This is a genomic window from Pseudoruegeria sp. HB172150 (assembly GCF_013184805.1).
Classification (GTDB): Bacteria; Pseudomonadota; Alphaproteobacteria; order Rhodobacterales; family Rhodobacteraceae; genus Psychromarinibacter.
Map to the genome: position 1 here is coordinate 431,038 of NZ_JAATNG010000001.1, position 13,867 is coordinate 444,904.

Below are 13,867 nucleotides of genomic sequence, written 5' to 3' on the forward strand. Positions count from 1 at the left end.
CCGGCCGGATGATCAGTGCATCGCCCCGGTGAGCCGGGTCATCTCGTCTTCGGTCAGGGTCAGCGCGGCTGCACTTGCGAAGGTTTCGACCTGGGACGTGCTGGTGGCGCTGGCGATGGGGGCGGTGACGCCCTCGCGCCCGATCAGCCAGGCCAGCGAGACCTCGGCCGGGGTGGCGCCATGCGCCTCGGCCACGGTGTCGATCACGCCGAGCAGGTTCAGGCCCTTTTCATTGAGGTACTTTTCGACCGAGCTGCCGCGGGCGCGGCCCTGAAGGTCGTCCTTGGAGCGGTACTTGCCGGTCAGGAACCCGGCGGCGAGAGCGAAGTAGGACACGACTCCGATGTTCTTTTCGATACAGAGATCGCGCAGCGGGCCCTCGAAGCTGTCGCGCTTGTAGAGATTGTATTCGGGCTGCAGCACCTGATAGGCGGGCAGGCTGTTGTCCTCGGCCACTTTCAGGGCTTCGGTGAGTTGCGCCGCGTCGAGGTTGGAGGCGCCTACGGCACGGATCTTGCCGGCCTTCAGCAGCTTGTCATAGGCGCCGAGGGTTTCGGCGTACCCGGTCTCGGGGTCCGGCCAGTGCGAGAAATAGAGGTCGATGACATCGGTCTGCAGCCGTGCGAGCGAGCGGTCGACGGCCTTGAGAATCCAGTCCTCGGACAGGCCTTTTTCGCCCGGGCCGCCCATGTCGGAGCCGACCTTGGTGAAGATCGTGACCTTGTCGCGCATGCCGGGACGTGCCGCGAGCCAGTTGCCGATCACGGTTTCGGATTCGCCGCCCGTATGTCCCTCACCCCAGCGGGAATAGACATCGGCGGTGTCGATGGCGTTGAACCCGTGGTCGATGAAGGCATCGAGGATGCGGAAGCTTTCGGGCTCGTCGGCGGTCCAGCCCAGGACGTTGCCGCCGAAGACAATAGGGGCGGTCTCGAGCCCGGTGGGCCCCAGTTTGCGGGTTTCCATTTGGTGTAGCTCCTTCGAGATGCGGGCGGCGCGACATGCTGTGCGCTGCCCTTGCCGGCGATTACATAGCACCGGGCCGGAAGGATAAAGCCCGAAATGCCGGCTGACCTGGCGTCGGCCGGTTAGTCGTTGGGGGCGGTGCCGCGCAGGATTTCCAGTGCCTCGGCGTGGATCCGGGTATTGGCGGCCGCGAGGACGCGGCCGCCCATCGGGCAGGGGTGGCCTTCCCAGTCGGTGACGACGCCGCCCGCCGCCTCGATCACGGCGAGGGGGGCCTGGATGTCGTAGGCGAAAAGCCCGGCCTCGACCACGAGGTCGACCTGGCCCGCGGCGAGGAGGGCGTAGCCGTAGCAATCCATGCCGTAGCGGGTGAGGTTGGCGTTGGCCGAGAGGCGGTGGAAGGCGGCGCCTTCCTGATCGGTGCCGACTTCGGGAAAGGTGGTCAGGATGGTGGCCTGAGACAGCGCGCGCGGTGCCCGGGTGCGGAGCGGGGCGTTGCCCATGGGGCCGTCGAGTTCGGCGATACCGAGGCCGCCGACGAAACGTTCGCCGATGTAAGGCTGGTCGATGACGCCAAGGATCGGGCCGTCTTCGGGCCCTACGGCGATCAGTACGCCCCAGGTGGGCGTGCCCGAAATGAAGCCACGGGTGCCGTCAATCGGGTCGAGGACCCATGTCAGGCCGGTGGTTCCGGTTTTCGCACCGTATTCCTCGCCAAGGATGCCATCCTCGGGGCGGCGCTCTGCCAGGATATCGCGCATGATCGCCTCGGCGGCGCGGTCGGCGGCGGTTACCGGGTCGAAACCGATGCCGGCCTTGTTCTCGGCGGCGAGGCCGACGGCGCGGAAATGCGGCAGGATTGCAGAACGGGCGGCATCGGCCAGGGCGTTGGCCGTGTCGAGAAGCTCGGCTTTCAGGCTGTCGCTGATCGGGTCCATAAAAACACTTACCGCGCGGGAGGGTTCCCGCGCGGTAAGCGTTCACCACCGGGCCGTCAAGCCCGGCATGCAAGCGTTTCTTAGGCGACGTCGCTCATGACGCGGGCCAGTTCGAACAGGCGGCGACGCTGGTTTTCCGGCATCGCGTAGTAGGAGCGAACCAGTTCCAGGGCCTCTTTGTCCGCCAGGATGTCGCCGGGAACGTTCGCCTTCTCGGTGGCGCCGGCGTCGACGCTTTCGTCGATCCCTTCGAAAAAGAAGCGCACGTCAACATTGAGCGCCTCGGCAATATCCCACAGGCGGGACGCGCTGATGCGGTTCATGCCCGTTTCGTACTTTTGAATTTGTTGAAATTTGATGCCGACCTTGCTGGCGAGCTGCTGCTGGGTCATCCCAACCATCCAGCGACGGTGCCGCACCCGCTTACCGACATGTACATCCACCGGATGCTTCATCTTCAGGTTTCCTTACAACTCTCAAACGTAGAGCTAGTGATCACGTAGGACGGGAATCGCTCAACCTGTCTTTTTGGATAGTTTGTCCCCGAAAGGTTAATAATTGCTGGGGAAACCCGGGCGTAATGCCGAAATTTGCGCCAGATATTGCAGGTTTGAAACGCAATGTCAGGTTGCAGCGCTCTTTCGAATCTGAAAATTGAATTCGTCCACAGGTTGATTGACCCAACGTAAATCGGCGTTCGATTCGTCGTAATTCTCGCCAGATCCGGCATCGTCGGCTATGCCTGAACGAACGAGGAGGAGGGGGCATGCGGGTATTCGGAATCGAGGAATACGGACAGGCGCCGGGCTTTCGCGAGATGCCGGTTCCTGATCCGGGGCCGGGAGAGGTGCGGGTCCGGATCGCAGCCTGCGGCCTGAACTTCGCAGATCTGCTGATGATCGAGGGCCGGTACCAGGTGCGGCCGGAGCCGCCGGTGATCCTGGGCAAGGAACTGGCGGGAACGGTGGAGGCGGTCGGCGCGGGTGTGACGTCGCCGGCGGTGGGTGCGCGCGTGTCGGTCTTTGCCGAGACCGGCGGGCTGGCCGAGGCGGGCTGTTTTCCGGCGGAGCGCTGCGTGGTGCTGCCGGACGCGATGGAGTTCGACGTGGCGGCGGGATTCCAGATTGCTTATGGCACCAGCCATCTGGCGCTGGACCACCGCGCGCGGCTGAAGCCTGGGGAAACCCTGCTGGTACTGGGCGCGGCGGGGGGCGTCGGGCTGACGGCGGTGGAGATCGGCAAGGCTATGGGCGCCCGCGTGATTGCCTGCGCGCGGGGAGCGGAGCGGCTGGAAGTGGTCAGGGCGGCTGGCGCGGATCACCTGATCGACAGCGAGACAGAGGACCTGCGCGAGGCGGTGATCGCGCTGGGGCGCGCGGACGTCGTTTACGACCCGGTCGGCGGCGATCAGTTCCGCGCAGCGCTGCGCGCGGTGAAGCCAGAGGCGCGGATGCTGGTGATCGGATTTGCCAGCGGTGACGTGCCGCAAATCCCGGCTAACGTGGTGCTGGTGAAGAACGTGACCGTGATCGGCCTGTACTGGGGCGGTTACACTGGATTCGCGCCCGAAGTTCTGACCGGGAGCCTGGAGACGCTGATGGGCTGGTATGCCAATGGGAGGTTGCACCCGCATATCGGCCGCAAGCTGCCGTTCGACGCTGCGGGCGAGGGCCTGGAGCTGCTGCGGCGGAGAGAGGTGGCCGGAAAGCTCGTGATCGAAATGTGAAGCTGTTTCACGTTCCGGTTATACACTGCCGGTGGCGCAGCGCGTTAACCCATCTTTAAGCCTCTTGTGCGACAATATGTCATGTCAGGAGACAGCCGACATATCCCGTTTTTGTCGCGGCCGCTTCGCGATGACGTTGTCACGGCGTTGGCTGTGGTGGGAATCGGGCTCTACTTTTACCTGGTAATCCGCTTGTACGTGTGGCTGGCCGCCTCAGTCGTTTCGCTTCTGTTCTGAGGCGCGGGCGCGCAGTCTCCACTGAGACTGCAACTACATCGCCCGGTAGCCCTGGCGGATCATCTCTTTCAAATGGCCCGTCACGTCGCCATTCGCAGAGGTGCCGCCGTAGAGGTTGATCTTCTGCACACCGAGGTCAGGCAGGTGGTTGCCGGCCGAGATCTGCCGAAGGTGCTGCGGCTCTGTGCCTTCCAGCATGACGGTGACGGCGAGATCGGCGGCGACGGTGGCCTCGATCGTGCGGTCGTTGTCGGATTCGACTGCTTGCTGCCAGCCGATCTGTGCCAGGTCGAGACGCTCCTGCGCGCCGGTGCGGAAGGAACAGTTGCGGCAATGAGCCAACGGCAGCGGCGTCTGTTTCCAGGCGGAGCCTTCAGGGGCGCCGATCCAGCGCAGCGGGAGTTCCTTGAGCGTCTCGCCACCTTCGCCGAGCTCCGGCTCCGTCGTCAGGATCAGGTCACATTCGCCGCGCTGAAACATCCGCTTCAGTTCCGACGTGTAGAGAGAGTTCAGCAGCACGCGGACGCGGGGGTATTCGGTGTTGAAGCGCTGCAGGACGCGCGGGATCACCGGATAAACGATGTCATGCGGGACGCCGAGCGTGATCTCGCCTTCGAAGGCGTGGTCCGTGAGGCGCGAGAACATCTCGTCATTCATTTCGACCATGCGGCGGGCGTAGCCGAGCAGCTGCTCACCGGCCGGGGTCAGGGAGATCTTGCGGTTGGAGCGGTCGAGCAGATCCTGACCCATCAGCTCTTCCAGCCGCTTGAGCTGCATCGAGACCGCAGATTGCGTCAGGTTCAGAAAGCCGGCTGCCCGGGTAACGCCACCGGTCTGGGCGACGGCGACGAAGGAGCGGAGCACGGAGATATCCAGATTGCGCATCCATCACATTCCTTGATCATTTGCTTCAAGAACATTCGTTTTCAATATCCATCACTGCATTGCATATATCAAGACATGAAATGCAAATACGCCCATCCATCACGAAATGAGAAGGAGACTGGAGATGAGCACGCAAACCTTTTCCCACGGCGGTACGCGCTATGGCTCATACCGACGCCTGTCGCTGGCAGAGCGAATCCTGGCCGCTTTGGCGGTGCAGAGGCAGCGCACCCAGCTCGGACAGCTAGATGATCATATGCTGCACGATATCGGCCTGAGCCGGGAAGACGCGGACCGCGAAGCGTCCCGACCAGTGTGGGACGCACCGGCACATTGGTCAAAGTAACGAAATAGTTGGTGAACATGCGTCGGTTGCCTCCGGAAATGCTTGAAATAAGAGCCGTGCTTGCCGATATTTGATGGCGAGTGCGGCTCTCCTGCCGCGTGTCGGTATCTTTGAGGAGGCTTGAATGGCTCAATTCCAAACCGAACGCTCGATTGGTGGTGTTCGTTCTGCCCAGGTAGACGAAGGTCTGCGGGCACATATGAACAAGGTCTACGGCACAATGTCGGTCGGCCTGCTGGTCACCGCCGGCGTTGCATGGGCCGTGGGATCGAGCGAAGCACTGCTGTCGATCTTCCGCGACCCGATCACCCTGCAGCCCAACATCCTGGGCTGGGTGGCGATGTTCCTGCCGCTGATCATGGTTTTCGCCTTCGGCGCGATGATCAACAAGCTGACCGCCGCAGGCGCGCAACTTTTCTTCTACGTCTTCGCTGCGGCGATGGGACTGTCGATCTCGTGGATCTTCGTGGCCTTCACCGGGATCTCGATTGCTCAAACCTTCCTGATAACGGCCATCGCCTTTGCGGGGCTCTCACTTTGGGGTTACACGACGAAAAAGGACATCTCCGGCTGGGGATCCTTCCTGATCATGGGCGTGATTGGCCTGATCGTGGCCTCGATCGTGAACATCTTCCTGCAGTCGCCGGCGATCTACTTTGCCGTGTCGGCCATCGGTGTGCTGATCTTCGCGGCGCTGACCGCCTATGACACGCAGAAGATCAAGAACGTCTATCTGCAGCACGCCCATGCGATGGACAGCGAGTGGCTGGGCAAGTCGGCGATCATGGGGGCACTGAACCTCTATCTCGACTTCATCAACCTGTTCATGTTCCTGCTGCAGTTCCTTGGCAATCGCGAGTAACGCGCGAAACATTCCAGACCGAAGGGCCGGCCATGGTGCCGGCCCTTTTCTTTTGCGGGCTCAGAGCAGGCGCTGCATCTGCATCGCGGGGAACAGGATGCCGGGGCGAAGCTCCACCCGGATCGGCCGCAGCGTTTCGAAGCCCATGGCCTTGTAGAACGGCACCGCGGTGCGGGTGGACTTGCAGTCGAGAAGGGTGACGCCATCCTCAGCGGCCTCCTCCACGACGCGTGTCAGGATCGCACGGCCGACGCCGCGACGCAGGGCACGGTCATCGGTGACGACGTGGCGGATATCTCCGATGGTGGAATTGCGCCGCCCGGTCCAGCCGCCAGCGCCGATCAGGGCACCATTGGCGGTCTCGGCGACGTAGAACGTGCCGGAGGCCAGAAGCGCAGGCTGGGCGCGGGAAATAAGCGGCAGGGCGGTGACAAGGACCGAGGGCGGATAATCCGCCTTCAGCAGCCGCGGGTAGGCGCGCGCGAACAGCGCGTCCAGTGCGGCGAGGTCCTGCGGCGTCGAGGGCCGGATGGTCAGCGTGTCGCTCATGGATCGAATGTAGCGATTTGACGGAAAAGAAAAAGCCGCGCTGAACGGCGCGGCTTCGTCATCGTCGTGTCGGGAAGGGCTTACTTGATCTTGCCTTCCTTGTATTCCACGTGCTTGCGCGCAACCGGGTCATATTTCCGGACCGTCATTTTTTCGGTCATCGTGCGCGCGTTCTTCTTGGTCACGTAGAAATGGCCGGTATCCGCGGTGGAATTCAGCCGGATCTTGATCGTGGTGGGCTTCGCCATTGTCTTTGTGCTCCGTCGCGCGGGCGTGCCTAGGCCGCCCGGGAAAACCTTGAAGCCCGCCTTTTACTGTTTGCGAGGGCTGAGTCAACCGGAATCCCGGTGAATTTGCGCGGATGGCCTGTAAGCCGGATTCTGTCGAGGATGGCCATTCCTCTGGTATGCCGGTTACCCGGCATCTCTAGCTGCCAACCCGGACTTCCGGGGCAAGGCGCCCCTGGGGTTGCCCCCGCGAAGTCCCTATTCGGCATTGCTCCCGGTGGGGCTTGCCATGCCGGTCCGGTTGCCCGTCCCGCGGTGGGCTCTTACCCCACCGTTTCACCCTTACCCCGAAAACGGGGCGGTCTGTTCTCTGTGGCGCTTTCCCTCGGGTTGCCCCGGCCGGGCGTTACCCGGCACCGTCGCCTTGTGGAGTCCGGACTTTCCTCGGAGGTTGCCCCCCGCGGCCATCCGGCCATCCGCGCGGAACGGCAGTTAAGTGCGCGCGGGGCCGCGGTCAACAGGGAAGCGCGCGGCGAGGTCGGTGATGGCGGCCATGTCCAGCGCATCGAGAGGCCCGGTGGCCCAGGGCCGGAAGCGGCGGCGGAAGGCGTCAAGCCGGGTTTCGTGGGCGAGGTCGGGGGCGTAGCCGAAGCGGGTTGTGGCAGAGCGGAAGGCAAGTTCGTCGGGTGTTTGGGACGCAGCGTCCGGCGATGGCCATACGGACAGGCCCAGACGGGCGAGGCGGCGCCAGTCGAAGCGCAGGCCGGGGTCGATCTTGCGCAATGGCGCCATGTCGGAATGCGCGATGACCCGTTCCGGGGGAATCTGCCAGCGACCGAGGATACCGGGCAACAGGCCCTCGAGCGCGGCCATCTGCGGTTCCGGGAAGGGGCAGTCGCCAGTGTTGTCCAGTTCAATACCGATGGATCGGGAATTCACGTCCTCCACCCCGCCCCAGTGGCCGGCGCCGGCATGCCAGGCGCGCTGGTCCTCTTCGACGAGGTGCCATGTGGTGCCGTCACGGCCGATCAGGTAATGGGCGGAAACCTCGGCCTCTGGCAGGCAGAGCCGTTTCAGCGCCGCCTCGGCCGTGGCCATGGCGGTGTAGTGCAGCACAATAATATCGGGAAGGACACCACTGCGGCGAGGCCCGAAATTCGGCGAGGGGTGGTGGATCACCCGGCGATGCGGCGGAACGGGGTGGGATCCCAGCTGCAGGCAAAACCGTCGCCGTCAGGATCGAGGCCGAGACGGTCACGCTCCGGCCCGCCCTGCTTCAGGAAATCTTCCTGTGCCAGGTCGCTGGAGGCGTATTTTGCGCAGTTGCGCTGGTATTTCGAGTCCGCAAACAGGTTGTTGCGGCTGTAGACCTTGGTGCCGACCGGGTTCGAAGTCGCCAGGGCGAAGGCCACGACATTGCCGCTGTCGCCGCTGCGGGTCGGAACCGCGCTGGGCTCGACCTCGATGAAGGCTTCGCGCTGGGCCTTCAGGCGGGCTGCGTCGCTTTCGATGGATTCACGTTCGGCGACCGCCTCGAAATCCTGCTCGTCGGAGATCCCGGCGTGGGTGGTCGCGACGGCAGGTGTCGGGTTGGCGGTCGGCGCCGGGGGCAGCGTGGTGGTGGCCACGGCGCTTGGCGGGACCATCGGCGGCTTTGGCCGGGCCGAAGCGGGTGTCTCGTCCGAGATCGCGGCGCGGGGAATGATGTTGGTTTCGGCCGGGGCCGGGGTGCTGCGGGAGGTGCCGTAGTTTTCGTAATCCCCGAAACCGACGCCGACGTCGGGGTTGGAGTCCGGCAAGTCTTGCGCGCAGCCGGCCAGTACGAGAGCGGCGAGGGCTAACCCGGTCTTGTGCATCTCAGTTGTCCTGCCCGTTTCTTGGTTGCGGGCCTGTTACCACCATTTGCCCGGTTTGGAAACAAAACCTGCCGCATTTTCGAGCGCAAACGCGGTATTGAGCAGGTCTGCCTCTTCCCATGGCCGCCCGATCAGCTGCAGGCCGAGGGGCAGTCCCTTGCCGTCGACACCGGCGGGCACCGCGATACCGGGCAGGCCGGCGAGGTTCACGGTGACGGTGAAGACGTCGTTTAGGTACATCTGCACCGGGTCGCTGTCGGACATCTCGCCGAGGCCGAAAGCGGCCGAGGGCGTGGCCGGGGTCAGGATCGCGTCGATACCGTCGGCGAAGGCCAGTTCGAAGTCGCGTTTGATCAGGGTGCGGACCCGGCGTGCGCGGTTGTAATAGGCATCGTAGAAGCCGGCCGACAGAACGTAGGTACCGACCATGACGCGGCGCTGCACCTCGTGGCCGAAGCCTTCGGCGCGGGTCTTTTCGTACATCTCGGTGACGCCATCGCCCTGCGCCAGATGCGCGCGCCGGCCGTAGCGGACGCCGTCATAACGGGCGAGGTTCGAGGACGCCTCGGCTGGTGCGATCACGTAATAGGCGGGAAGCGCGTATTTCGTGTGGGGCAGGGAGATATCGACGATCTGGGCACCGGCATCCTTCAGCATTTCGGCGCCATCGGCCCAGAGCTTTTCGATCTCGGAGGGCATGCCGTCCATGCGGTACTCCTTGGGAATACCGATCTTCTTGCCCTTGATGTCGCCGGTCAGCGCGGCCTCGAAATCCGGAACTGCGAGGTCGGCGGAGGTCGAGTCCTTCGGGTCGTGGCCCGCCATGGCGCCGAGCATGATGGCGCAGTCGCGGACCGACTTGCACATCGGCCCGGCCTGATCGAGCGAGGAGGCGAAGGCGATGATGCCCCAGCGCGAAACGCGGCCGTAGGTGGGCTTCAGCCCCGTGATGCCGACGAAGGCGGCGGGCTGGCGGATCGAGCCGCCGGTATCGGTGCCGGTGGCGGCAAGGCAGAGATCGGCGGCGACGGCACTGGCCGAACCGCCCGAGGAACCGCCGGGCGTCAGCGAGGTATCGTCATTGCCGCGGCGCCACGGGTTCACGGCGTTGCCGTAGGTCGAGGTCTCGTTGGAAGAGCCCATCGCGAACTCGTCCATGTTGAGCTTGCCCAGCATCACGGCGCCGGCGTCGAAAAGCCGGTTGGTTACGGTGGATTCGTATTCCGGCCTGAAGCCGTCGAGGATCTTCGACGCGGCCTGCGAGGGTACGCCGCGGGTGCAGAACAGGTCCTTGATGCCGAGCGGGATGCCGCACATCGATGGCGCGTCGCCCTCGGCGATGCGGGTATCGGCATGTTCCGCCTGTTTCAGCGCAATCTCCGGCGTCTTGTGGACGAAGGCGTTCAGCGCGTCGGCGGCGTCGATCTCGGTAAGGCACGCCTTGGTCAGTTCGACCGACGACACCTCTCCGCCGCGGAGCTTGTCTCGGGCTTCGGCTATTGTGAGCTTGGAGAGATCCGACATTATTCGACCACCTTCGGTACGGCAAAGAAACCCTCGCGGGCGTCGGGGGCGTTGGACAGGACCTTGTCCTGCATGTTGCCGTCGGTGACGACATCCTCGCGCCGCTTGAGCCGCATCGGCGTGACCGAGGTCATCGGTTCGACGCCCTCGATATCCACCTCGTTCAGCTGCTCGATGAAGCCGAGGATGGTGTTGAATTCCTCTGCCAGCGCGGGCAGCGCGTCGTCTTCCACCTTGATGCGGGCGAGCTTGGCCACATGGGCGGCGGTTGCCTTGTCGATCGACATGGGGCTCTCCGGGATGTCTGGTCAGGCACTGCGTTTAGCGCCGGGGCCGGTGGGCTGCAAGCGGTCGGGGGCTACACCTTGGCGAAATGGCACGATAGTTAACAAGTGCCCCGCTCTGCGGCGGGTGTTTTTCCCGGAGCTTCCCTATGGATCTTGCCCTGACCATCCTGCCCATTGCACTGGCCATTGCCCTTGGCTGGGCCGCGCGGGCGTCAGGGCTGGTCCGGGAACAGCATTGGCCGGGAGTGGAGGAGCTGAGCTTCAAGCTGCTGATTCCGGCGATCCTGATCCATTCCATCGCCGGGGCGGACCTGTCGCTGTCACGGATCGGGGCGTTCGCCGTGGCTCTGGTGATGACGGTCGCAGTTGGCGGCGCGATCGCGCTGTCTTTGCGGCTGGTGCTGGCAATTCCCAACGCGTCGCTGTCGACGCTGTATCAGACGGCGATCCGGTTCAACGGCTTCATTTCTCTGGCGGCGGCGGCGCTGCTGATGGGAAATACCGGGCTCTCGCTGATCGCCGTGGCGATGGCGGTGCTGATCCCCGTGGTCAACGTGCTGAACATCATCGTGCTGGCGGTTTTGTGCGGCGGTGGCGCGTCGCCGGTGCGGATTGTGAAAACGGTTGTGACGAACCCGCTTGTGATCGGCGGCTTCATCGGGATCGCGGTGAACCAGGCGGGCGGGCTGCCGCATTGGGCGGACGAGACGCTGGAGATCGTGGGGCGCGCGGCGCTGGCGGTGGGGCTGCTGGCGGTGGGGGCGGGCATTCAATTGAAACGACTGATGGACTTCTCGTTCCTCGTTGTGCTCGGGCTGATCCTGCGGCCGTTGGTGGTGCCGGCGCTGTATGTCGGAATCGCGTGGCTGCTGGATCTGTCATCGGAAGAGACGCTTGCCGGGATCCTGATCTTCGCGGTGCCGGCGGCGTCGAACGGGTACATCGTGGCCAAGGCGATGGGCGGCGACGCGCCGCTATATGCCGACCTGCTGGCCTGGCAGACGCTGCTTTGCCTAATCGCGATTCCGGCCTATTCGGTGCTGGTGACGTGACGGGCGTAGGTCTCGATCATCCAGGCGAGCATCGTCGCGTTCAGGATATGCCAGAGGAAATGCGTGCCGATTGGGAGGCGGGCGCAGAGCGCACTGTCGAGACTGCGGACGCTGATCGAAATGGTCAGGAGCGCGGCGCCCATCGCAAGATTGCGGGCCGTCTCTGGGTAGCGGCGGGATAGCACAAGCGCGTAACCGGCGATGAGCAGGACCACCGGCCAGTATTCAGCGGACACCCGGAAGAACGGCAGGCGGCTGAGGAGAAATGCTGCCAGTCCCGCCACCGGCAGGAAGGCGAAGGTCGCGAAGAGCGAAACGTTCATCGGCTGCAGCAAGTAAGTTCGGGTCGCCGCGTAAAGGTAAAGCAGCACGAAGAGCAGGATCGACAAGCTGTCCGCGGCGCCGGTCCAGGCGATGGCGAAGACGTGCCAGGAGAGCGATGCCAGCCCCACCAGAGCGAGCAGCAGGATCATTGCCCGGACATAGGGGAGTTGCCGGCCGCGCAACCTGCGCCACATGATAAACGCGGCGATCAGGAAGGCCGCGTTCGACATCGCGTTCAGTGGTTCGGCCAGAAGGCCGGGGCCGAGCCGCTCGCAATAGGCGTCGATTTGTGCGGTCCAGTTCATGTGACTGTGCGGACTTCCCTGCTATCTGTCGGTAGCACTCATATTAAGGAGCGATTCCATGAAGATCACCTGGCTTGGACATGGCAGTTTCCGGATCGAGATCGCGGACCAGATCCTGCTGGTCGACCCCTGGTTCACCGGCAACCCCGTATTTCCCGAGGGAAAGAAGGAAGAAGCCACCGTTGGCGCGACGCATATCCTGCTGACCCACGGGCATGGCGACCATGCGACGGACGCGGTGCCGCTTGCCTCGGATCTGGGTATACCGGTGGTCGGCATCTTCGACCTGATGAGCTTCTGGGAAGGCCGGCATGACATCAAGATCATCGGCATGAACAAGGGCGGCACCGTGGCGCTGGGCGAGGTCAAGGTGACGATGGTGAACGCGGAGCATTCGTCGTCGATCGCTTCGGATAACGGGCCGATCTATTCCGGGGCGGAGGCCGGGTTCATGATCGAGGGCGAGGGTCATGTGATTTATTTCTCTGGCGATACCGACGTGATGGCCGACATGAAGGTGTTCAACGACCTGCACAAGCCGGATATCGGCATTCTCTGCGCCGGCGGGCATTTCACCATGGACATGCGGCGCGCGGCTTATGCGGCGAAGGAATTCTTCGACTTCAAGACGGTGATCCCGTGCCACTACAAGACTTTCCCGCTGCTGGAGCAGTCCGCGGACGAGCTGAAGGCGAAGCTGCCGGGGGTCGACGTGCTGACGCCGGAGGTGATGGAGTCGGTGACGCTGTAGCGCAGCGGGGCGGTTGCGTCTTCTGGCTCACCTGAGCGGATCGGGATCGGCAAGCGCGGCTCGGGCTTGAAGAAAGCCGGCGCGGCGGCTAGAAGCCTGCGCCAGCACCCCGGGGTATCGGAGAGAGAGACATGGCCGGCCATTCAAAATGGGCGAACATCCAGCACCGCAAGGGCCGCCAGGACGCGGCGCGGTCGAAGCTGTTTTCCAAGCTGTCGAAGGAGATCACCGTCGCGGCGAAGATGGGCGATCCCGATCCGGACAAGAACCCGCGCCTGCGGCTGGCGGTGAAGGAAGCCAAGGGGCAGTCGATGCCCAAGGACAATATCGACCGCGCGATCAAGAAGGCGACCGGCGGCGAGGGCGACGATTACGAGGAAATCCGCTACGAGGGCTACGGGCCCGGCGGGGTGGCCGTGATTGTCGAGGCGATGACTGACAACCGGAACCGGACCGCCTCTACCGTGCGGTCGACCTTCGGGAAGAACGGCGGGAACCTGGGCGAGACGGGCTCTGTCTCCTTCATGTTCGAGCGGAAGGGTGAGGTGACTTATCCTGTCGATGCGGGCGATGCGGATACGATCATGCTGGCGGCGATCGAGGCGGGGGCGGAGGATGTGGAGAGCTCGGAAGAGGGCCACATCATCTACTGCGCCGATACGGATCTGAACGAGGTGGCGACGGCGCTGGAGGCGGCGCTGGGCGAGAGCGACTCGACCAAGCTGATCTGGAAGCCGACCACGACCACCGAGCTGGACCTGGACGGGGCGACCAAGCTGATGCGGCTGATCGAGGCGCTGGAGGATGACGACGACGTCCAGCGGGTGACGGCGAATTTCGAGGTCTCCGACGACGTGATGGAGCAGCTCGGGGCGGCCTGATTTCGGGGCGTCCCCATGGGGACGCCTTTCAAGTCATTGATTCCAGGCGTGTTAGCGCAAACGTATGGTGAGGACGCGCCGGGGATGCGCGTCCTTTTTGCCTTGATGGGACGGTGGGCAGATTGCCCACCCCGCGCAGCGACACGTCACT

General features: G+C 64.0%; 17 protein-coding genes and 1 other RNA gene. 6 read left to right on the top strand and 12 right to left on the bottom strand.

Annotated elements, in window-relative coordinates:
• Positions 1–12: 12 nt before the first annotated feature.
• The 3 genes from HCO70_RS02085 to HCO70_RS02095 form a co-directional block, all read right to left on the bottom strand.
• Complete coding sequence (locus tag HCO70_RS02085) at positions 13–966, bottom strand: aldo/keto reductase (protein WP_172292609.1); 954 nt, start codon at positions 964–966, stop codon at positions 13–15.
• Between the two features lie 122 nt (positions 967–1,088).
• On the bottom strand, positions 1,089–1,904 hold the full coding sequence (locus HCO70_RS02090) for an inositol monophosphatase family protein (RefSeq protein WP_172292611.1): 816 nt from the start codon (positions 1,902–1,904) through the stop codon (positions 1,089–1,091).
• An 80-nt stretch (positions 1,905–1,984) separates the two neighbouring features.
• Complete coding sequence (locus tag HCO70_RS02095) at positions 1,985–2,359, bottom strand: helix-turn-helix domain-containing protein (protein ID WP_172292613.1); 375 nt, start codon at positions 2,357–2,359, stop codon at positions 1,985–1,987.
• Between the two features lie 311 nt (positions 2,360–2,670).
• Here HCO70_RS02095 and HCO70_RS02100 point away from each other — a divergent pair, with 311 nt between their 5' ends.
• Complete coding sequence (locus HCO70_RS02100) at positions 2,671–3,630, top strand: NADPH:quinone oxidoreductase family protein (protein ID WP_172292615.1); 960 nt, start codon at positions 2,671–2,673, stop codon at positions 3,628–3,630.
• A gap of 270 nt (positions 3,631–3,900) precedes the next feature.
• On the opposite strand, the gene HCO70_RS02105 is transcribed toward HCO70_RS02100, so the two are convergent.
• Entirely contained in the window at positions 3,901–4,752 is an 852-nt protein-coding gene (locus HCO70_RS02105; protein ID WP_172292617.1) for a LysR family transcriptional regulator, read from the bottom strand.
• 124 nt (positions 4,753–4,876) lie between these two features.
• Here HCO70_RS02105 and HCO70_RS02110 point away from each other — a divergent pair, with 124 nt between their 5' ends.
• Both HCO70_RS02110 and HCO70_RS02115 read left to right on the top strand, forming a co-directional pair.
• Complete coding sequence (locus HCO70_RS02110; RefSeq protein WP_172292619.1) at positions 4,877–5,098, top strand: DUF1127 domain-containing protein; 222 nt, start codon at positions 4,877–4,879, stop codon at positions 5,096–5,098.
• A gap of 124 nt (positions 5,099–5,222) precedes the next feature.
• On the top strand, positions 5,223–5,960 hold the full coding sequence (locus HCO70_RS02115; protein ID WP_172292621.1) for a Bax inhibitor-1/YccA family protein: 738 nt from the start codon (positions 5,223–5,225) through the stop codon (positions 5,958–5,960).
• A gap of 60 nt (positions 5,961–6,020) precedes the next feature.
• Here HCO70_RS02115 and HCO70_RS02120 read toward each other — a convergent pair whose 3' ends face one another.
• From HCO70_RS02120 to gatC, 7 genes are all read right to left on the bottom strand, one after another.
• Complete coding sequence (locus HCO70_RS02120; RefSeq protein WP_172292623.1) at positions 6,021–6,509, bottom strand: GNAT family N-acetyltransferase; 489 nt, start codon at positions 6,507–6,509, stop codon at positions 6,021–6,023.
• Positions 6,510–6,589: 80 nt separating this feature from the next.
• Positions 6,590–6,757, bottom strand: coding sequence for a 50S ribosomal protein L33 (rpmG, locus tag HCO70_RS02125; RefSeq protein WP_008330537.1), 168 nt, complete (start codon positions 6,755–6,757; stop codon positions 6,590–6,592).
• Positions 6,758–6,862: 105 nt separating this feature from the next.
• Positions 6,863–7,216, bottom strand: an RNA gene (rnpB, locus tag HCO70_RS02130) — RNase P RNA component class A.
• Between the two features lie 12 nt (positions 7,217–7,228).
• Complete coding sequence (locus HCO70_RS02135) at positions 7,229–7,834, bottom strand: N-acetylmuramoyl-L-alanine amidase (protein ID WP_172296072.1); 606 nt, start codon at positions 7,832–7,834, stop codon at positions 7,229–7,231.
• 77 nt (positions 7,835–7,911) lie between these two features.
• The gene (locus HCO70_RS02140) at positions 7,912–8,592 is read right to left on the bottom strand and encodes a hypothetical protein (RefSeq protein WP_172292625.1); all 681 of its coding nucleotides are present in this window, start codon (positions 8,590–8,592) and stop codon (positions 7,912–7,914) included.
• A gap of 36 nt (positions 8,593–8,628) precedes the next feature.
• Entirely contained in the window at positions 8,629–10,116 is a 1,488-nt protein-coding gene (gatA, locus tag HCO70_RS02145) for an Asp-tRNA(Asn)/Glu-tRNA(Gln) amidotransferase subunit GatA (protein ID WP_172292627.1), read from the bottom strand.
• Complete coding sequence (gene gatC / locus HCO70_RS02150; protein ID WP_172292628.1) at positions 10,116–10,403, bottom strand: Asp-tRNA(Asn)/Glu-tRNA(Gln) amidotransferase subunit GatC; 288 nt, start codon at positions 10,401–10,403, stop codon at positions 10,116–10,118. Before gatC ends, gatA begins: the two co-directional genes overlap by 1 nt.
• A 146-nt stretch (positions 10,404–10,549) precedes the next feature.
• Here gatC and HCO70_RS02155 point away from each other — a divergent pair, with 146 nt between their 5' ends.
• Entirely contained in the window at positions 10,550–11,455 is a 906-nt protein-coding gene (locus HCO70_RS02155) for an AEC family transporter (protein ID WP_172292629.1), read from the top strand.
• On the opposite strand, the gene HCO70_RS02160 is transcribed toward HCO70_RS02155, so the two are convergent.
• Complete coding sequence (locus HCO70_RS02160) at positions 11,434–12,084, bottom strand: ceramidase domain-containing protein (RefSeq protein WP_172292631.1); 651 nt, start codon at positions 12,082–12,084, stop codon at positions 11,434–11,436. The genes HCO70_RS02155 and HCO70_RS02160 overlap by 22 nt on opposite strands.
• Before the next feature lie 58 nt (positions 12,085–12,142).
• Between HCO70_RS02160 and HCO70_RS02165 the strand changes: the two genes are divergently transcribed.
• Positions 12,143–12,835, top strand: a complete 693-nt coding sequence (locus HCO70_RS02165) for a metal-dependent hydrolase (RefSeq protein WP_172292632.1) — start codon at positions 12,143–12,145, stop codon at positions 12,833–12,835.
• Positions 12,836–12,966: 131 nt separating this feature from the next.
• Entirely contained in the window at positions 12,967–13,716 is a 750-nt protein-coding gene (locus HCO70_RS02170) for a YebC/PmpR family DNA-binding transcriptional regulator (protein WP_172292634.1), read from the top strand.
• Positions 13,717–13,867 lie beyond the last annotated feature (151 nt).

What these genes read in the sequence shown, in the direction of transcription:
- HCO70_RS02085 (WP_172292609.1), bottom strand. Translation starts at nt 966, where the DNA reads ATGGAAACCCGCAAACTGGGGCCCACCGGGCTCGAGACCGCCCCTATT.
- HCO70_RS02090 (WP_172292611.1), bottom strand. Translation starts at nt 1,904, where the DNA reads ATGGACCCGATCAGCGACAGCCTGAAAGCCGAGCTTCTCGACACGGCC.
- HCO70_RS02095 (WP_172292613.1), bottom strand. Translation starts at nt 2,359, where the DNA reads ATGAAGCATCCGGTGGATGTACATGTCGGTAAGCGGGTGCGGCACCGT.
- HCO70_RS02100 (WP_172292615.1), top strand. Translation starts at nt 2,671, where the DNA reads ATGCGGGTATTCGGAATCGAGGAATACGGACAGGCGCCGGGCTTTCGC.
- HCO70_RS02105 (WP_172292617.1), bottom strand. Translation starts at nt 4,752, where the DNA reads ATGCGCAATCTGGATATCTCCGTGCTCCGCTCCTTCGTCGCCGTCGCC.
- HCO70_RS02110 (WP_172292619.1), top strand. Translation starts at nt 4,877, where the DNA reads ATGAGCACGCAAACCTTTTCCCACGGCGGTACGCGCTATGGCTCATAC.
- HCO70_RS02115 (WP_172292621.1), top strand. Translation starts at nt 5,223, where the DNA reads ATGGCTCAATTCCAAACCGAACGCTCGATTGGTGGTGTTCGTTCTGCC.
- HCO70_RS02120 (WP_172292623.1), bottom strand. Translation starts at nt 6,509, where the DNA reads ATGAGCGACACGCTGACCATCCGGCCCTCGACGCCGCAGGACCTCGCC.
- rpmG (WP_008330537.1), bottom strand. Translation starts at nt 6,757, where the DNA reads ATGGCGAAGCCCACCACGATCAAGATCCGGCTGAATTCCACCGCGGAT.
- HCO70_RS02135 (WP_172296072.1), bottom strand. Translation starts at nt 7,834, where the DNA reads ATGGCCACGGCCGAGGCGGCGCTGAAACGGCTCTGCCTGCCAGAGGCC.
- HCO70_RS02140 (WP_172292625.1), bottom strand. Translation starts at nt 8,592, where the DNA reads ATGCACAAGACCGGGTTAGCCCTCGCCGCTCTCGTACTGGCCGGCTGC.
- gatA (WP_172292627.1), bottom strand. Translation starts at nt 10,116, where the DNA reads ATGTCGGATCTCTCCAAGCTCACAATAGCCGAAGCCCGAGACAAGCTC.
- gatC (WP_172292628.1), bottom strand. Translation starts at nt 10,403, where the DNA reads ATGTCGATCGACAAGGCAACCGCCGCCCATGTGGCCAAGCTCGCCCGC.
- HCO70_RS02155 (WP_172292629.1), top strand. Translation starts at nt 10,550, where the DNA reads ATGGATCTTGCCCTGACCATCCTGCCCATTGCACTGGCCATTGCCCTT.
- HCO70_RS02160 (WP_172292631.1), bottom strand. Translation starts at nt 12,084, where the DNA reads ATGAACTGGACCGCACAAATCGACGCCTATTGCGAGCGGCTCGGCCCC.
- HCO70_RS02165 (WP_172292632.1), top strand. Translation starts at nt 12,143, where the DNA reads ATGAAGATCACCTGGCTTGGACATGGCAGTTTCCGGATCGAGATCGCG.
- HCO70_RS02170 (WP_172292634.1), top strand. Translation starts at nt 12,967, where the DNA reads ATGGCCGGCCATTCAAAATGGGCGAACATCCAGCACCGCAAGGGCCGC.